The organism is Brevibacterium sp. XM4083 (assembly GCF_006489205.2).
Lineage (GTDB): Bacteria > Actinomycetota > Actinomycetes > Actinomycetales > Brevibacteriaceae > Brevibacterium.
In genome coordinates this window covers 17,687-33,742 of record NZ_VFYR02000004.1, presented here as the reverse complement: position 1 = coordinate 33,742, position 16,056 = coordinate 17,687, and the positions used below count along the sequence as shown (strand labels likewise).

The window sequence follows — 16,056 nt, the reverse complement described above, 5'->3', positions numbered from 1 at the left end:
GGGGGCTGATCTTTGTCACGAAATGATAACGAAGAGTATGAAAAAATGCTGACCGTTATCTGTGCGTTACGATGGCGAGCATGACCCACATCACATTGAGAGGGTCTTCGCGTGTCCTGGGAGCGTCGTTCATCGGCGCTTCACTGCTGTTCGCGGGCAGTCTGCCCGCCGTCGCCGCAGGCACCGCGGAGTCACCCGCGTCCACCCAGCAGACCTCGCCGACGGCAGACTCGGCGACCGACACCGACCTCGAGATCACCCTCGGCATCGACGCCGAGGTGACCGCGTCGCCGGACCTCACGATCCCCGTCACCGTCGCCGGGGATCCGTCCGGCCCGACCACGCTCACCGTCGTCCACGCGGCCAGCAACGACCCCGTCGACGGGGCCGAGGCCACCGTCGAGGCCGGCACCGGCACGGTCGACACCGAGATCGACGGTGCGCCGCTGACTCCCGGCACCTACATCGTCAAATCCGCGGACAGTCTGAAGACGAGTGACGACTTCACCGTCGTCGCCGACCCCTCGGCCGCGCCCACCGAGACTCCCAGCCAGACCCCCACCGCACCGGAACCGAGCGAGTCCGCACCGAGCGAGCCGGGAGCAACGGAGGAACCGACCCAGGAGCCGAGCCCGAACGCGGAGGAGCTCGACAAGTACTACCCGCAGCTGGCGAAGGAGCTCTTCGGGCAGGATGACGGCACGTACCGCATCCCGGATCCGCAGGGCGGCGGCACGGGTGCGGGCAGCGTTCCCGCCGGGCTCGAGAAGTACTACAACCAGAAGGTCGACCTCAGCGCGGAGAACTGCGGCAAGCTCGGCTACCCCGACTACTCCGAGCGGATCGGGCGGGCACCGCTGTGCGGTTACCTCATCGCCCCGATCGACGCGAAGGATCCGGCTGCGGGCAATGTCGCGATCGCGATGATGAAGGTGCCCTCGGGCAAGATGGTCGGCGGGAAGTTCGAGAAGACGACGTCCCAGGGCACCGTCGCGTGGAACCCCGGCGGACCCGGCGGCTCGGGCATGACGCTCGGCGTGGCCGGCGCGCTCTACGAACCCGACCTCGCCGCGAACTTCGACCTCGTCGGCTTCGACCCGCGCGGCACCGGCGGCTCGATGCCGTTCTCCCAGTGCTCGACCGATGAGCAGATCGACGCCGACCGCGCCGAAGACGCCTGGTCGGGGGACCGTGACAACGCCGAGGACATCCTCAACGATCAGGCCGAGCGCTTCGCCAACGACTGCATCGAGAACACCGGCAAGCTCTTCGACCTCGGCGAAGGCGGCCAGGAGAACCTCATGAAGCACCTGGGCACATGGGATGCCGTGGGCGATCTCGACCTCATCCGCGCGACGAGCGGAGACGACAAGCTCGACTTCATCGGCTTCTCCTACGGCACCCGACTGGGCTACGTCTACGCCCAGAAGTTCGGTGACAGCGTCGGCCGCCTCGTCCTCGACGGCGCCGTCGACCCCGGCAACGTCTCCGCCTACAAGGCGCTCAAGGACATCAACGCCGACCCGCAGGCGTACCTCGATGCCAGCGGCAAGCTCGTGGCCAAGGAGGACGCCGAGGAGGACGCCGACGACTCCGTCAACCAGATCGCCGGCTTCCAGGGCACTTTCGAGCAGTTCGCCCTCGACTGCTCGGCCAAGGGCGCGGACGGCAGGACCTGGGGTGAGACCTACCCCGACCTGAAGTTCCCGGGCCGCCTGGCCGAGCTCAAGGACCAGCCGTTCACGTGCGCACTCGGCGACGGCATCACCGACCGGGAGGAACTGACGACGGCCGTGCAGGGAGTGCTCCGCTCACTCGAGGGCAATCCGCTGCCGACGGGCATCGACGGCGACGACCGCGAGGTGACGTTCGGCGATGCGCGCACCGGTGTCATCCAGGCCCTCTACTCGGAGACGCTGTGGTCGCGGCTCGCCCTCGGTCTCACCGAACTCAAGGCGGGGGAGTCGGCCGGAGAGCTCATGAGGCTCGCCGACGACTACAACTCCAGGGATGAGACCGGCCACTACGATCCGATGCTCCAGGCGTTCACGAACATCCGCTGCACGGATGAGAACAGCTACGGCGACAAGCCTGACCTCGCGGCGCTGCGCGATCTGGCAGAGCGCTACGACGAAGCCGGTCCGTTCCAGGCCGCCTCGGTGTCCCCGGGCGTCTACGACTACTGCGACTTCTGGAAGTTCAAGGGCACCCTGCCCAAGCCGGAGAAGCTCACCGCCGTGCCGAACATCCTCGTCGTCTCCACGTCCCACGACTCGGCGACCCCGTACGCCTCGGGAGTCAAGCTCGCCCGCACGATCGACGGCAGCCTGCTCTCGGTCTCCGGGGCCTCGCACACCTCGTACATGTCACGCGATGAGAACAAGGCGTGCACGGACGAGACGGTCAACACGTTCCTCTCCCAGGGCACGGTGCCCGAGGTCGGCGACTTCGGACCCAAGCTGCCGACGCCCGACACGGCCGTCGACGACCGCGGTGAGACGATCACTCTGCCCAACCGGTGCCGGATGGACACGTTCCGCGCCGAGGACTTCTCCCTGTCGCAGGACACCGCAGCGGCCGGGGAGAGCCTCGATGCGACGGTGAAGCATCAGGCCTCAGAGGCGAGGTACACCGTCGCCTTCGAGACCGGAGGCAGCCTCGGGACGCTGACGACCGACAACGGCGGCAACGCTGTCGGCCGGATCACCGTTCCGCGGGACGCGAAGCCGGGCACCTATGTCGTCCAGCTGCTCGATGAGAGCGGCAAGACGGCGGCGAACACGACGCTGACCGTGACCGGTGACGACGGCAAGGGCGATGACGGCGGCAAGGACAGCGACGGTGCCGGCTCCGGCGGCGGCGGCAGTGCCGCCGGGGACGACCCGAAGGGCGGCGGTGACGCCCCCGGCGGCGGCTCAGCCGGCGGCGGTGACGGTGGCGGCGGCAGTCTGCCGCGCACCGGTGCCGACATCTGGGCGCTGCTCGCCGGAGCGCTCGCCCTGCTCACCGCCGGCGGGCTCGTCTACCGAGCCGCGAAGGTCCGGAAGCCACGGCACTGACCATGAACGCGGCCGGGAGTGCGCTCCCGGCCGCGTCGGCGTCGGCTAGCATCGAGGCAGAGCACGGGCGCGCCCGGCACAGCGATGTGGCGAGGCCGAGGAAGCGTTGCGACGACGCGGTGCGATCGGCGGCGCACAGGCAGGTCAGGGAGTGAGAACGACGGGACGGACATTCCGACACAACCAGTGGGCGCTCAGCCTCGCGCAGCTGTTCGCCGGCATCGGCGTGGCCACGGGCTTCGCCGTCGGCGGGATCCTCGCCGAGAGGCTGACCGGCCGCACCGAGCTCGCCGGCTTCGCGCAGACGGCGTCGATCCTCGGCGCCGGACTCCTCGCCCTGCCCCTGGCCCGACTCGCCGCCGCACGGAATCGGCGGTGGGCGCTCGGCGTCGGCTACGGACTCGCCCTCATCGGGGCGCTGCTCATCGTCGCGGCGATCCTCGCCGGCATCTCCCTCCTCTTCTTCATCGGCATGGGCTGCTTCGGCTCCGCGACCGCAGCGGGGTTGCAGAGTCGGTACGCGGCGACCGATGCCGCCCCCGCGAACCTCAAGGGGCGGGCGATGTCGCTCGTCGTGTGGGCGACGACCGTGGGGTCCGTCGTCGGCCCCAACCTCGCCGAACCCGGGGCCAAGCTGGGGGAGGCGCTCGGCATCGACCCCTTCGCCGGACCCTTCCTCATCGCCGTCGCGGGCTACCTCCTCTCCTTCGTCTGCGTGATGTTCCTCCGCACCCCCGCGCAGGACGCACCCGCGGAAGTCACCGCATCAGTGGCCTCCCCGCACTCTGACGCGACGGTGGGCGGATCCGCGGCGGAGACCGATACGGCGCAGGGGTCCGTCGGCGATGTCCGCACCGCCGCCTCGGTGATGGAATCATCCCGCCGAGGCGGGGCCTGGCGTGCCGTGCGCCGGTCCCCGGGTGCCCTCTTCGGCCTGCTCTCCGTCGTCACCGGGCACATGATCATGGTCTCGACGATGGTGATGACGCCGGTGCACATGGACCATCAGGGGTTCGGCCTCGGCGTCATCGGGGTGACGATCGCCGGGCACATCTTCGGGATGTACGGTCTCTCCCCGGTCTTCGGCTACCTCACCGACCGCTTCTCGCCGGGACGGGTCATCGCGCTCGGTCAGGGGCTCTTCGCGCTCGCCCTCGTCCTCGGGTTCATCGATGCCGCGGGCGAGTCGTCGTTCGCCCGGATCTCGATCGCCCTCTTCGTTCTCGGCCTCGGCTGGTCGGCGTGTCTCATCGCCGGGTCGACGCTGCTGACGCAGGACACCGACGAGGCGCACAGGATCGAGGTCCAGGGTCTCTCGGACGCCGGGATGAACCTCGGCGCCGCTGCCGTCGCGGCCTGCGCCGGTCCGCTGCTCGCGCTCGGGGGATTCGCGTGGATCACCGTGCTCGGCGGCCTCGTCCTCGCGGTCGCCGTCGTCGTCGGTCTGCGCACCGGATACGGGGCTCGCGCGCACATGTGAGCCGGGCGGTCACCGCGGTAATGCCGGGGAGCCAGCGGCCGCCTCGGTGCCGGGGTCGGGATTGTAGGGGAACTCACGCCCGGAATCCAGGACCGCCTGGAAGATCTTCGCATCGTCGTGTAGAGTAGATGATTGGTCTGTTCTCACTCAACTCACCCATTCCCGGTTGTGGGCGGCGTCACGCCATCCACAACTTTTCATGTGGGAAAGTCGGGTCCGAATCGGCCGATGGGATCGCCGGTGTTCATCGGCGATCGACGATTACGTCGAACGCGAAGGATTCGCGGGAATACGAGGTTAGCGAACGATATGGCCAAAAAAGAAGGGGTCATTGAGATCGAGGGCACCGTCGTCGAGGCTCTCCCGAACGCATCGTTCCGGGTCGAGCTGAGCAACGGGCACAAGGTGCTCGCACACATCTCAGGGAAGATGCGTCAGCACTACATCCGCATCCTGCCCGAGGACCGAGTCATCGTGGAGCTCTCTCCTTACGATCTCTCGCGCGGACGAATCGTCTACCGCTACAAGTAAGGATCTTCGATCATTCGCGCCGGACTCCCTCACCCGGGGAGACCGGCCGAGAGAAGGAAAAACGATGAAGGTTAAGCCCAGCGTCAAGAAGATCTGCGAGAAGTGCCAGGTGACCCGCCGCCACGGTCGAGTCATGGTGATCTGCTCCAACCCGCGCCACAAGCAGCGTCAGGGCTGAGCAGCTCTTCGAGCAGACGAAGTCCCGCACCGGGACTTCACGCAGCACCACACCCACGCAGACCTCGCCCCCTGCGCGGCGCCTGAGCGCCGAGCAGGACGATACCTTCGGTCGGGGGCCGAGGACCTTGAGGTGACAACCCGAGGACAGGTCTGCATCAGCACCTCCGAAACATCATTACAGGAGTAAGAACCTATGGCACGTCTTGCCGGAGTCGACATTCCGCGTGAAAAGCGCGTGGAAGTCGCCCTGACATACATCTATGGTGTGGGCCGCACCCGTGCGCGCCAGACCCTCACGGAAACCGGCATCAGCCCGGACACCCGTGTGAAGGACCTGACTGACGCGGAGCTCGTGCAGCTGCGTGACTACATCGAGGGCACGTTCCAGGTTGAGGGCGACCTCCGTCGTGAGGTTGCCGCCGACATCCGCCGCAAGGTCGAGATCGGCAGCTACGAAGGCCTGCGCCACCGCCGCGGTCTCCCGGTTCGCGGACAGCGGACCAAGACGAATGCGCGCACCCGCAAGGGACCGAAGCGCACCGTGGCCGGTAAGAAGAAGTAACATGCTCACCCGGTTGACCGGCGTCAACCACCTCGATCAGGAGTAAAACATATGCCTCCCAAGTCACGCGCCGCTTCAGCGCGCAAGCCTCGCCGCAAGATCAAGAAGAATATCGTTGCCGGCCAGGCTCACATCAAGTCCACCTTCAACAACACCATCGTGTCGATCACCGATCCGACCGGTGCTGTCATCTCCTGGGCCTCCTCCGGTGAGGTCGGCTTCAAGGGCTCGCGCAAGTCGACTCCCTACGCCGCTCAGATGGCTGCGGAGTCCGCTGCCCGCCGCGCACAGGAACACGGCCTGAAGAAGGTCGACGTGTTCGTCAAGGGACCGGGCTCGGGCCGCGAAACCGCGATCCGCTCCCTCCAGGCCGCCGGTCTGGAACTGGGCACCATCCAGGATGTCACCCCGGTTCCGTTCAACGGCTGCCGTCCGCCCAAGCGCCGCCGCGGCTGACCCTTTCCGTGACACTCACCGCAGGTGACGGGCCGACCGGCCCGCCACCCGCGGCGATGCGGATTCTTTGCATAAAACCGAACCGTTCTTCATGACCCTCAAGCGGTCATGACGTGCAGTGCGAACGTCATATAGCGGATGTTCGCTGAAAGGAAGCCCACGTGCTCATTGCACAGCGCCCAACACTCACGGAAGAAGTCGTCTCCGATAACCGCTCGCGGTTCGCCATCGAACCCCTCGAGCCGGGCTTCGGATACACTCTCGGCAACTCGCTTCGTCGCACTCTGCTGTCGTCGATTCCGGGAGCCGCCGTCACCTCCATTCGGATCGACGGAGTGCTCCACGAGTTCAGCACCGTTCCAGGCGTGAAGGAGGATGTCACCGAATTCATCCTCAACCTCAAGTCCCTGGTCGTGTCGTCTGAGTTCGACGAGCCTGTCGTTGCGTACCTGCGCAAGCAGGGCCCTGGCACCGTGACCGCCGCCGATGTCTCCGCTCCCGCCGGAGTCGAGATCCACAACCCCGACCTCCACATCGCCACGCTCAATGGCGAAGGCCGTCTGGACATGGAGCTCACCATCGAACGCGGACGCGGCTACGTGTCGAGCGCGCAGAACAAGAACGCGGATGCCGAGATCGGCCGGATCCCGGTCGACTCGATCTACTCGCCTGTTCTCAAGGTCACCTACAAGGTGGAAGCCACTCGTGTCGAGCAGCGCACCGACTTCGATCGCCTCGTGCTCGATGTCGAGACCAAGCCGTCGATGACCCCGCGCGACGCCATCGCGTCTGCGGGCAAGACCCTGGTCGAGCTGTTCGGACTCGCCCGTGAGCTCAACGTCGAAGCCGAAGGCATCGAGATCGGCCCGTCGCCGGTCGACGCCGCGCTCGCCGCTGACCTCGCCCTGGCGATCGAGGACCTCGACCTGACCGTGCGCTCCTACAACTGCCTCAAGCGTGAGGGCATCCACACCGTCGGTGAGCTCGTTGCTCGCAGCGAAGCCGACCTCATGGATATCCGCAACTTTGGTTCGAAGTCGATCGACGAGGTCAAGGCCAAGCTCAACGAGCTGGGTCTCAGCCTCAAGGACAGTCCTGCCGGGTTCGAATCCGGTCTCGCGGAAGAGGACCAGTCCTACGTCGAAGACGAACAGTACTGATCTAGACCTAGGAGTTTCTCACTATGCCTACCCCCACGAAGGGCCCCCGCCTCGGCGGATCGCCCACGCACGAGCGCCTCATGCTCAACAACCTGGCAGCCCAGCTCTTCGAGCACAAGCGCATCACGACGACCGTGACGAAGGCCAAGCGCCTCCGCCCGGTTGCCGAGCGCCTCATCACCGCTGCGAAGAAGGGCGATCTCGCCGCTCGTCGCCGCGTGCTCGCGCAGATCGGCGACAAGTCGATCGTCCACGAGCTCTTCACCTCGATCGCCGAGACGATGGCCGAGCGTCCGGGTGGATACACCCGCATCACGAAGATCGGTCCCCGCAACGGCGACAACGCTCCGATGGCCGTCATCGAGCTCGTCCTCGAGCCCTACTCGCCGAAGCAGGCGACGGTCAAGGAGGCCGAGCAGGCCACCGCCGCCGCTGCTGCTCCCGCTGACGAAGAGGTCGTCTCCGACGACGTCACCGTCACCGAGGATGCCGACGGCGATGTCGTCGTCGACGAGGTCAAGGTCACCGAGGATGCCGAGGGCAACGTCGAGACCGACGAGACCGTCGAGGTCATCGACCCGGAGGCCGGCAAGGACAAGTGACCCGAGCCTCCGCGTGAGGCCGGCCGCACGTTCTTCGCGCCGTTCACTTCAGGCGGGCACCCCACGCGGGTGCCCGCCTGAGGTGCATTCACGGGGCCTTCGCGTGGTGTGGCGCGTGTGGTGCGTGCCGGTGCTGCGTCGTTCAACACGTGGCGTGAGAATCGCGTCTTGGGGGACGGCTTTTTCGCGGGAAGTGTTGACCGAGCGCGGTGTTTGTGGGCGGTGCGCGTCGTTCGACAGGTGACGCGAATATCGCGCCTTGGGAGGCGACTTCTTCGGCGGAAGTGTTGATTGAGCGCGGTGGTCGTGGGCGGTGCTGCGTCGTTCAACACGTGGCGTAAAAATCGCGCCTTGGGGGACGACTTTTTCGGCGGAAGTGTTGAACGAGCCCGGTAGTTGTGTGCGGCTCCGTCTCGTTCAACAGGTGGCGTGAAAATCGCGCCTTGGGAGACGACTTTTTCGCGGCAAGTGTTGATTGAGCGCGGCACCGAGGCTGCGCGACGCTGGATCTGTGCGAGGCAGACCCTGCGCGGGGGCGAACGCGAACGGCCCGCCGGTCCTGAGAGACCGGCGGGCCGCTGTGCTCACGCAGTGCGGGCGAGGGCGCTCACTTCACCTTCGAGAGCTCCACGCCTTCGTCGAACTCGCGCTCGATCTCCGGATTCGGCTTGTACGTGGCGAGGCTGACGACGACGGCGACGATGAGGTTGATCGCGAAGCCCGGGATGATCTCGTAGATCGCATCCGTCAGCGGGGTGTTGAGCTGCCCCCACACGAACGCGACGACAGCACCGGCGATGAGTCCGCAGAGCGCGCCCCAGTTCGTCAGCTTCTTCCAGAACAGGGTGAGCAGGACGATCGGACCGAACGAGGCGCCGAATCCCGCCCACGCGAAGGCGACGAGGTCGAGGATGCTGTTCGACGGTGAGATCGCAAGCAGCACGGCGATGACGGCGACGACGAGGATGCCGAGGCGGCCGAGGAGGACATACGTCTTGTCCTGCAGGGTGCGGCGTGATCCGACCCGCGCGGCGACGATCTTGAAGAGGTCCTCGACGAGCGCCGAGGAGGTGACGACGAGCTGCGAGGAGATCGTCGACATGATGGCCGCGAGGACGGCGGCGAGCACGAGACCGGCGATGAACGGGTGGAAGAGGATCTGCGCGAGGTCGAGGAACACCGTTTCGGGGTCCGTCGGCGCCTGGTCCGCATGCTGCGAGAAGTAGGAGATGCCGACGATCGCGGTGGCGATGGCCCCGGCGGCGGAGATCGCCATCCAGCCCACGCCGATCCGGCGGGCGACCGTGGCGTCGGCGGGAGTGCGCAGGGCCATGAAGCGGACGATGATGTGGGGCTGGCCGAAGTACCCGAGGCCCCAGGCCAGCGAGGAGATCACGGCGAGGTAGGTGCCGCCTGCCCAGAACGGTCCGGAGCCGAAGAGGCTGAGCAGGCTCGGATCGATCGCGCGGACATTGGCGATCACCTCGGCGGGGCCGCCGGCGTTGATGACGGCGACGATCGGCACGGCGATGAGGGCCGCGAACATCAGCAGCCCCTGGGCGACGTCGGTGAGCGTCGCACCGAGGAAGCCGCCGAAGAGGGTGTAGACCATTGTGATCGCGGCGACGATGAGCATGCCGGCGAGGTAGTTGAGTCCGAAGCTCGATTCGAAGAACTTGCCCGCCGCGACCATGCCGGAGGAGACGTAGAACGTGAAGAACACGAGGATGATGAGGCCGCAGACGATCCGCAGGAGGTGGGTCCGATCCTGCAGCCGCTGTTCGAAGAAGCTCGGAATGGTGATCGAATCACCGGCGGTCTCCGTGAAGGCGCGCAGGCGCGGGGCGACGAACTTCCAGTTCACCCAGGCGCCGACGGTGAGGCCGATCGCGATCCACGCCTCGACGAGGCCGGCGAGGTAGATGGCACCGGGCAGGCCCATGAGCAGCCACCCGGACATGTCGGAGGCACCGGCGCTCAGGGCCGCGACCGACGGGCGCAGACCGCGGCCGGCGAGCATGTAGTCGTCGAGGTTGTCCTTGGTCTTGCGGTACGCGAACCAGCCGATCGCGAGCATGCCCGCGAAGTAGAGGACGATGGCGATGGTCCGGAATGTCGGCTCCGACATGATGGTGTGCCTCCTTGTCTCAGCATCGGAGACTCTACATCACCTCGGACGTGTGGTGTGAATAACGTGTGAGTAACATCAGAGTCCTGGATTTTCGCGACTCCTGCCTCTATACGCCTGCTCGCGTCGTCCTTCCCGGTCAGCGGCGAGCCGACCGCGGCACCGGGGTCGTCGAGCGGCCGACCGAGAACGCGGCGAGCGGTCGCGTCGCCGGTCCGTCGCCGAGGCGGTCGCGCAGTCTCGCGTGCGTCGCCGGGCAGTCCTTGATCTCCGAGTGGACATCGACGCGCAGTCCCGCCCGATCGAAGAGCAGCCACGTCCGCAGCAGGGCACGACCGAGCGCGATCTCGCGGGCCGCATCGTCCCCGTCCTCGGTGACCGCGAGGACGACGTGGTGCGGGGCTCCCGTCCGCGCCGAGGTGGTCGCCGAGCCAGGGCGTCTGCTGGCCGGATCGGGTCGCCCGGGCGCCGAGTCCTCGGCGGGCGCCGCATCGTCGTCCGGCGCCGAGCCTGTCCTCTCGTGTCCGACGGGTGGACGACCCGCTTCCCGGCGCTGGTCGCGGCGACTGCCGCGGAGGCCCTCGACCCATTCGGCCGGAGCAAGGGCGGTGGCGAGGGCGCGGGCGAGGAACGGCCGGAGGCGGGGGCGGTTGAGGGCACCGGCGAGCCGGGCGGCCGCGACTGGGATCCTCAGGCAGTCAGCGCTCAGTCCGTCCTGCCGGTAGGCGGGGTCGGCGGGATCGAGGCGCAGCCAGGCGAGGGTTTCGGCGAAGACGGCCGGATCGGCGAAGGAGTGCCGGGCGGCGCGCGTGAGCAGGTCGGACCACTCGTCGTCGGGGATCTCGACGAGGCGCGCCCCCGCTGGCGCCAGGGCCGCGTCGGCGTGGCCGACCGCCTCGGCGAATGCGCTGTCATCGCGGGACAGGGGCCCGCGGTCGACCTGACGGTGACGGAGATCGGCGGCGGTGAAGGCCGGCCGGTCTCGGTGGTCGCCGTCCCGCGCCTCACGGTCGACACCGGTTGCCGCGCTCCGCTGCCCGCGGGGGTCGTCGCTGACGGTGACACGCAGTCGCACGTCGAGACTCGGTCCCCACCCGTCGACGCCGGTGATCGCGGCAGCGAGTCCCGCCTCGGCGGCGGCGATCGACAGTGCCTCGACCCAGCACCCGATCGAGAGGTGGAGATCCTCGGACCGCGGATCGCCGGCCGGGAGGGTGCGGGCGGGATCGACGGTGAGGACGAGTTCCGCCGATGATCCGTCGTCGGCGATCTTCGCGGCTCTCGGCAGCCACGGCTGCGTGTTGTGGGCCGAGGGTGAGCGTCCCGCCGTCGCGATGAGGTCGGTGAGGAGCGCGGCGTCGATGCGCGCCGCCGAGGTGGCCAGGACGGCAGGCGCGGGAGTCGCTGCCGCGGTCGCCGCCGCTGCAGTGGCTGGCGCGGTCACGGGCTCTGCAGTCGCTGACGCAGGGTCGGCCTGCCCGTTGGCGGGTTCCGCGGCGCCGCTCGGTGCACGCCGGTCGAGGAAGCACAGGGAGTGCAGCGGCGTGCCTCCGGCCTTGGCGAAGACCGCCGCGGAGGCGGGGTTGTCCTCGGCGATGAACGTCACTCGCAGACGCCGGTAGCCGCCGGCGGCGAGAGCCGAGTAGACGTCGCCGATCACGAGGGAGAGCAGGCCGGTGCCCTGGAAGCGCGGATCGGTGCCCTGGATGATGAGCACGGCGTCGCGGAGGCGGGTTCGGTGCCGCAGCAGGTCGGCGATCGCCGCCGGACCGAGGCGTCCGCCATGCCGGCGCAGCACGGGCGCGGGGTCGGGGAGGACGAGGGCGAAGCAGCGGGAGGGAGCGTCGTCGTCCTCCGTCTCGCCGACGACGTCGACGATGAGGGACGGGTCCATGAGTGCGGCCATGCCCGCCATCTGCGACCGCAGCTGGGCAGGGGAGATCGGGGTGTAGTACGGCAGAGCCGCGAACGCCGCATTGAGCGTCGGCAGCATCCGCCCGGCGAAGCTGCGCAGATCCCACCGGGACACCGGCCGACGCCTCAGCCCGTGCGCGGCCCACTGCGTCGAGGTCGCCCGCGCGTGCGGGATCTCGCCGACAGCAACCTCCCACGTCTGGGCGGGCCCCCACTCCCGGAAGCCCGCGGCCCGGAATGCGGGAGCGAAGAACGCCGGGTTCCACGCGGTGTCGAAGAACCCCGGATGGTCGTGGCCGGCGGTGACGAGACCGCCGGTGACATTGGGCAGGGGAGAGACCGGTCCGAAGACGCGGTCGGCGCCGAGGCGGTGCGCCCGCTCGTCGATGAGCGCGATGACCGCGGTGAGGGCCGCCTCGTCGGCGGCCTCGAGGGCACCGAAGAAGAGCGTCTCCGGAGCCTCTGCGGCAGGTCCCTCGCTGATCCGCTCGGCGAGGGGCCGCGAACGGTGGCACATCAGCCGCCCGACCGGCGTGCCCGCGGCGTCGCAGACGAGCCAGAGTTCGACCGCCTCGGCGAACCATCCCGTCCCTGCCTGCCACTCCGCGATGTCGGCGGCGAAGAGGGGCACGAAGCGGTCGGTCTCGCCGCGGAGAGCGGCGATCCGGGGACTGAGGTCGATGAAGGTCCTCAGGTCCGCTCGCGAGGTCACGCGGTGGGCGGTCATCCCCTGCTCGAGGAGGACCGGGGCGAAAGCGGCGGCCGGGCTCCGCGCTGGTCTCACCCTCATTCCTCGCTCGTCGGCGTGAAGGTCTCGATCATCCCCAGGCGGCCGTCCTCGGCGCGGAACTCGCCGTTCGTGTACCCCCACTCCTCAGCGTCGAGGAGGCGGATGAAGCCGCCGCGGGCCGGGGAGGCCTCCCCGGCGCCGACGAGCCAGTGCATGATCTCGACGTGTTCGGGGGTGCGGGCGAAGCGCATGAGGTCGTCGCGGGTCGCGAAAGCGACGAGGAGGCCGATCCGGTCGGGGAACTCGTAATAGCTGCGGTGCCACAGGTAGCCGGGGGCGCGCCGCAGGGCCTTCGCGAGCTTCGGCCAGCGGCGCACCTGACCGAGCATGCTCAGCGGATTGCGGTAGCGGTTGGCCCCGAGGAAGAACGACTCGGCGCGCGCCTGCGGAGGGGCGAGGGAGAAGTCATTCGATCGCATTGCTCTCCTTGGGTTGGAGGTAGACGTTCTTGATCTTCGTCGAGGCGGTGGCGAAGGGACCGGTGCCGAAGTCGTGGATCTCGATCTCGAGCTCCGCCGTCGTCGGATCCTCCTTCATGCTCTGCGCGAAGTCCCTGGACACCGAGGCGAGATGGCCGAGCACGCCGGCCCGGATGGTCTCCGCGAGCTCCTCGCGCTCGCCGTCGTCCAGCGCCTCCTCGCCCTCGGCGGCGGTCTCCCGGAGTTGGATGTGGAGGGCGGGGCGGTGCTCGTGGTCGGCGAGCTCGCGCAGTTCGATGCGGAAGGACTCGATGAGGTGGGCGCGCGGGTTGTCCCGGTAGAGGCCGTTCTCGATGTCGAGCGGATAGATGTTGGCGCCCATATAGGAGATCGTCGAGTCCGACCGGCCGAAGAGGAGGACGAATGGCAGCCTCATCCCGTTGTCGGCGAAGGCCTCTGAGCACTGCCGGGCGAGCTCGGGGTGGGCGCGGGTGAGCTCGACCATCGTCGGGAAGTCGATGAGCGTCGCCTCGTCGCCGATGTTGTAGCGCAGCCGGGGACTCATCACCGATGCCGAATTGATCGTCGCGACGAGTTCCCCCTCGGCCGTCGTCTCGAGGTAGGTCTCGAGCGGGTTGTACTGGAAGACCATGGGCACGCGGGACTCCTCGGGTCCGAGCACCTCGGCGCGGAAGGCGAGGTCATGGGCCAGTGCCCGGCGGATGACGACGGAGAGGTCGGACTCCCCGGCCATGCCGATCGTGAGATCCGAGGCGCCGTAACCGGAGTAGACCCGGTGGAACCGCTGCTCGAGGTAGTCGCGCAGGCCCTCGGTCATCGCCTCCCCGCCGACGAAGCCGTTGATCCGGTACGCGTCCCAGACGCCCGGTTCGGCGTCCATGCGGTCGACGAGGTGCTTGAGGAACGGAGGATAGGCACTGATGAGATAGGTGTGGCCGGGACCGAAATGGCGCATCGTGTCGAGGATCTTCTCGAGGTCGGGTCCGGTGTTCTTCACCATCGCGACCTTCGCCATCGCCAGGCCCGTGTTCGTCCCCGTCGCCCACGCGCCCATCGAGAACGCGTTGATGCAGAAGAGGTCCTCATCCCCGAAGAGCATCGTCACGTACCCGGCGACGTTCTTGTGGACGGTGTCGAGCTCGCGCTTCGACCGCATCCAGTTGAACGGTGTGCCCGAGGAGCCCGATGACTCGTCGACGACCGTCCCGATCCGCTCGATCCGCCCGCCCCAGCAGCGGTGCTCCTCACTGTAGACGCGGACGAAGTCGTCCTTCGACGTCGGAGTGTAGGCCTCGAGGTCCCACCACGTGAACGTGAACCCGGTGCGCGCGAGATAGTCCTGGTAGGCGGGCACGTCGAGGGAGGCCTGCTGGCAGATCATCCACGCGTTGAGCCGGGCGAAGGGCTCGAGCTTCGGCGAGTAGTGCCGGGCGGTGAAGCGCCAGATCGCCGGGTGGAGCCGGTACGTGCCGTAGGCGGCGGTCAGGCCGAGGTTCGCGGTGCGCAGCAGGGCTTGGCGGGCGAGGTTGATCGGCCCGCGGGGGATCGGCAGGCGCCGCAGCGCAGTCTCACTCATAGTCGAACGGTAGCCTACGTTGACCGCCGGGGACCCGTGTGCGGCGCAATTGTGTCAGAACCGCACCACGGCGGCTCTCTGCTGCGGTGTGCCGTGGGCCCAGGGCCGGGGTCAGTCGAAGACGACGGTGCGATGACCGTCCATGAGGACGCGGCCCTCCGCATGCCAGCGGACTGCGCGGGCGAGCACGGCCGCCTCGACGTCCTGGCCGCGGGCGACGAAGTCGGCGATGTTGCGGTTGTGGTCGACGCGGGCGACGTCCTGTTCGATGATCGGGCCCTCGTCGAGATCGGGGGTGACGTAGTGGGCGGTCGCGCCGATGATCTTCACCCCGCGGGCGTGCGCCTGGTGGTAGGGCTTGGCGCCCTTGAAGCTCGGCAGGAAGGAATGGTGGATGTTGATGACCCGCCCCTCGAGTGCCGCGCAGAGCTCGGGGGAGAGGATCTGCATGTAGCGGGCGAGGACGATGAGTTCGACGTCGAGGTCGGTGACGAGGCGGCGCAGCTGCGCCTCGGCGGTCTCCTTCGTCTCCGGGGTGATGGGGATGTGGTGGAAGTCGTGGCCGTGGAACTCGGCGAGGGGCCGCAGCGCATCGTGGTTGCCGGCGACGGCGACGATGTCGATGGGCAGCTGGCCTGCGCTCTGCTGGAAGAGCAGAGTGTTGAGGCAGTGCGCGGCCTTCGAGACGAGGACGAGGGTGCGGGTGCGCTTCTGTGCGGGCTGGAGACCGAGCGTCATCGAGAACCGCGCGGCCGCCTCGGCGAGGGCCGATTCCAGGTCCTCCTCACTCACGGGAGCCGGGGTCGCGAAGTGGACGCGGAGGAAGAACTGGTGGGAGTCGGGGGAGGAGAACTGCTGCGATTCGGTGATGTTCGCACCGATCCCGGCCAGCGCCCCGGTCACGGCGTGGACGACTCCGGTCGCATCGGGGCAGGTTACTCGCAGGATCCATTCTTCGCTCATAGCCGCGAGTCTAATCGGGTGCGGCATCGTCCCCGGTCAGCCGTCCGGCATCCGGCAGCACGGGGAGTTGTGACAACGCGGTTGCCCGCCTGCGGACGAGGCAGTTGTCGGCCAGTCGTCCAGACGACTGCACAGGTGGTCTCGCGGGCGACCCTGCCCGCCCCTCGGACCCGCAGCCGCCCAGGCCTCCGGCTGGCGGGCGGCCGGGCGGGGGC

13 protein-coding genes are annotated in these 16,056 nt (G+C 68.2%); 8 read left to right on the top strand and 5 right to left on the bottom strand.

Annotation, left to right across the window (positions count from 1 at the left end):
• Positions 1-80 precede the first annotated feature (80 nt).
• The 8 genes from FJ887_RS12560 (at position 81) to rplQ (ending at position 8,030) form a co-directional block, all read left to right on the top strand.
• Positions 81-3,059 carry an alpha/beta fold hydrolase gene (locus tag FJ887_RS12560; protein WP_140955549.1) on the top strand — a complete coding sequence of 993 codons (2,979 nt, stop codon included), beginning with the start codon at positions 81-83 and terminating at the stop codon, positions 3,057-3,059.
• A gap of 151 nt (positions 3,060-3,210) precedes the next feature.
• Entirely contained in the window at positions 3,211-4,539 is a 1,329-nt protein-coding gene (locus FJ887_RS12555; protein WP_137826765.1) for an MFS transporter, read from the top strand.
• Between the two features lie 309 nt (positions 4,540-4,848).
• A complete protein-coding gene (gene infA / locus FJ887_RS12550; RefSeq protein ID WP_009379245.1) occupies positions 4,849-5,070 on the top strand; it encodes a translation initiation factor IF-1 in 222 nt (73 codons plus the stop codon).
• A gap of 64 nt (positions 5,071-5,134) precedes the next feature.
• Positions 5,135-5,248 (top strand): 50S ribosomal protein L36, encoded by a 114-nt coding sequence (gene rpmJ, locus FJ887_RS12545; protein ID WP_009379247.1) that lies wholly within the window; start codon positions 5,135-5,137, stop codon positions 5,246-5,248.
• A gap of 195 nt (positions 5,249-5,443) precedes the next feature.
• A complete protein-coding gene (rpsM, locus tag FJ887_RS12540; protein ID WP_137826764.1) occupies positions 5,444-5,812 on the top strand; it encodes a 30S ribosomal protein S13 in 369 nt (122 codons plus the stop codon).
• Positions 5,813-5,863: 51 nt separating this feature from the next.
• On the top strand, positions 5,864-6,268 hold the full coding sequence (gene rpsK / locus FJ887_RS12535) for a 30S ribosomal protein S11 (RefSeq protein WP_009379251.1): 405 nt from the start codon (positions 5,864-5,866) through the stop codon (positions 6,266-6,268).
• 161 nt (positions 6,269-6,429) lie between these two features.
• Complete coding sequence (locus FJ887_RS12530) at positions 6,430-7,428, top strand: DNA-directed RNA polymerase subunit alpha (protein WP_009379253.1); 999 nt, start codon at positions 6,430-6,432, stop codon at positions 7,426-7,428.
• Positions 7,429-7,451: 23 nt separating this feature from the next.
• Positions 7,452-8,030 (top strand): 50S ribosomal protein L17, encoded by a 579-nt coding sequence (rplQ, locus tag FJ887_RS12525; RefSeq protein WP_137826763.1) that lies wholly within the window; start codon positions 7,452-7,454, stop codon positions 8,028-8,030.
• 607 nt (positions 8,031-8,637) lie between these two features.
• On the opposite strand, the gene putP is transcribed toward rplQ, so the two are convergent.
• The 5 genes from putP to purU form a co-directional block, all read right to left on the bottom strand.
• Complete coding sequence (gene putP / locus FJ887_RS12520) at positions 8,638-10,158, bottom strand: sodium/proline symporter PutP (protein ID WP_137826635.1); 1,521 nt, start codon at positions 10,156-10,158, stop codon at positions 8,638-8,640.
• A 139-nt stretch (positions 10,159-10,297) separates the two neighbouring features.
• Complete coding sequence (locus FJ887_RS12515; protein ID WP_140955550.1) at positions 10,298-12,856, bottom strand: hypothetical protein; 2,559 nt, start codon at positions 12,854-12,856, stop codon at positions 10,298-10,300.
• 2 nt (positions 12,857-12,858) lie between these two features.
• Positions 12,859-13,281 (bottom strand): hypothetical protein, encoded by a 423-nt coding sequence (locus FJ887_RS12510; RefSeq protein WP_137826633.1) that lies wholly within the window; start codon positions 13,279-13,281, stop codon positions 12,859-12,861.
• A complete protein-coding gene (locus FJ887_RS12505; protein ID WP_137826632.1) occupies positions 13,268-14,878 on the bottom strand; it encodes a phenylacetate--CoA ligase family protein in 1,611 nt (536 codons plus the stop codon). The genes FJ887_RS12510 and FJ887_RS12505 overlap by 14 nt, the downstream gene beginning before the upstream one ends.
• Before the next feature lie 111 nt (positions 14,879-14,989).
• Positions 14,990-15,841 carry a formyltetrahydrofolate deformylase gene (gene purU, locus FJ887_RS12500; RefSeq protein ID WP_137826631.1) on the bottom strand — a complete coding sequence of 284 codons (852 nt, stop codon included), beginning with the start codon at positions 15,839-15,841 and terminating at the stop codon, positions 14,990-14,992.
• Between the last annotated feature and the right edge of the window lie 215 nt (positions 15,842-16,056).

What these genes read in the sequence shown, in the direction of transcription:
- FJ887_RS12560 (WP_140955549.1), top strand. Translation starts at nt 81, where the DNA reads ATGACCCACATCACATTGAGAGGGTCTTCGCGTGTCCTGGGAGCGTCG.
- infA (WP_009379245.1), top strand. Translation starts at nt 4,849, where the DNA reads ATGGCCAAAAAAGAAGGGGTCATTGAGATCGAGGGCACCGTCGTCGAG.
- rpmJ (WP_009379247.1), top strand. Translation starts at nt 5,135, where the DNA reads ATGAAGGTTAAGCCCAGCGTCAAGAAGATCTGCGAGAAGTGCCAGGTG.
- rpsM (WP_137826764.1), top strand. Translation starts at nt 5,444, where the DNA reads ATGGCACGTCTTGCCGGAGTCGACATTCCGCGTGAAAAGCGCGTGGAA.
- rpsK (WP_009379251.1), top strand. Translation starts at nt 5,864, where the DNA reads ATGCCTCCCAAGTCACGCGCCGCTTCAGCGCGCAAGCCTCGCCGCAAG.
- rplQ (WP_137826763.1), top strand. Translation starts at nt 7,452, where the DNA reads ATGCCTACCCCCACGAAGGGCCCCCGCCTCGGCGGATCGCCCACGCAC.
- putP (WP_137826635.1), bottom strand. Translation starts at nt 10,158, where the DNA reads ATGTCGGAGCCGACATTCCGGACCATCGCCATCGTCCTCTACTTCGCG.
- FJ887_RS12510 (WP_137826633.1), bottom strand. Translation starts at nt 13,281, where the DNA reads ATGCGATCGAATGACTTCTCCCTCGCCCCTCCGCAGGCGCGCGCCGAG.
- FJ887_RS12505 (WP_137826632.1), bottom strand. Translation starts at nt 14,878, where the DNA reads ATGAGTGAGACTGCGCTGCGGCGCCTGCCGATCCCCCGCGGGCCGATC.
- purU (WP_137826631.1), bottom strand. Translation starts at nt 15,841, where the DNA reads ATGAGCGAAGAATGGATCCTGCGAGTAACCTGCCCCGATGCGACCGGA.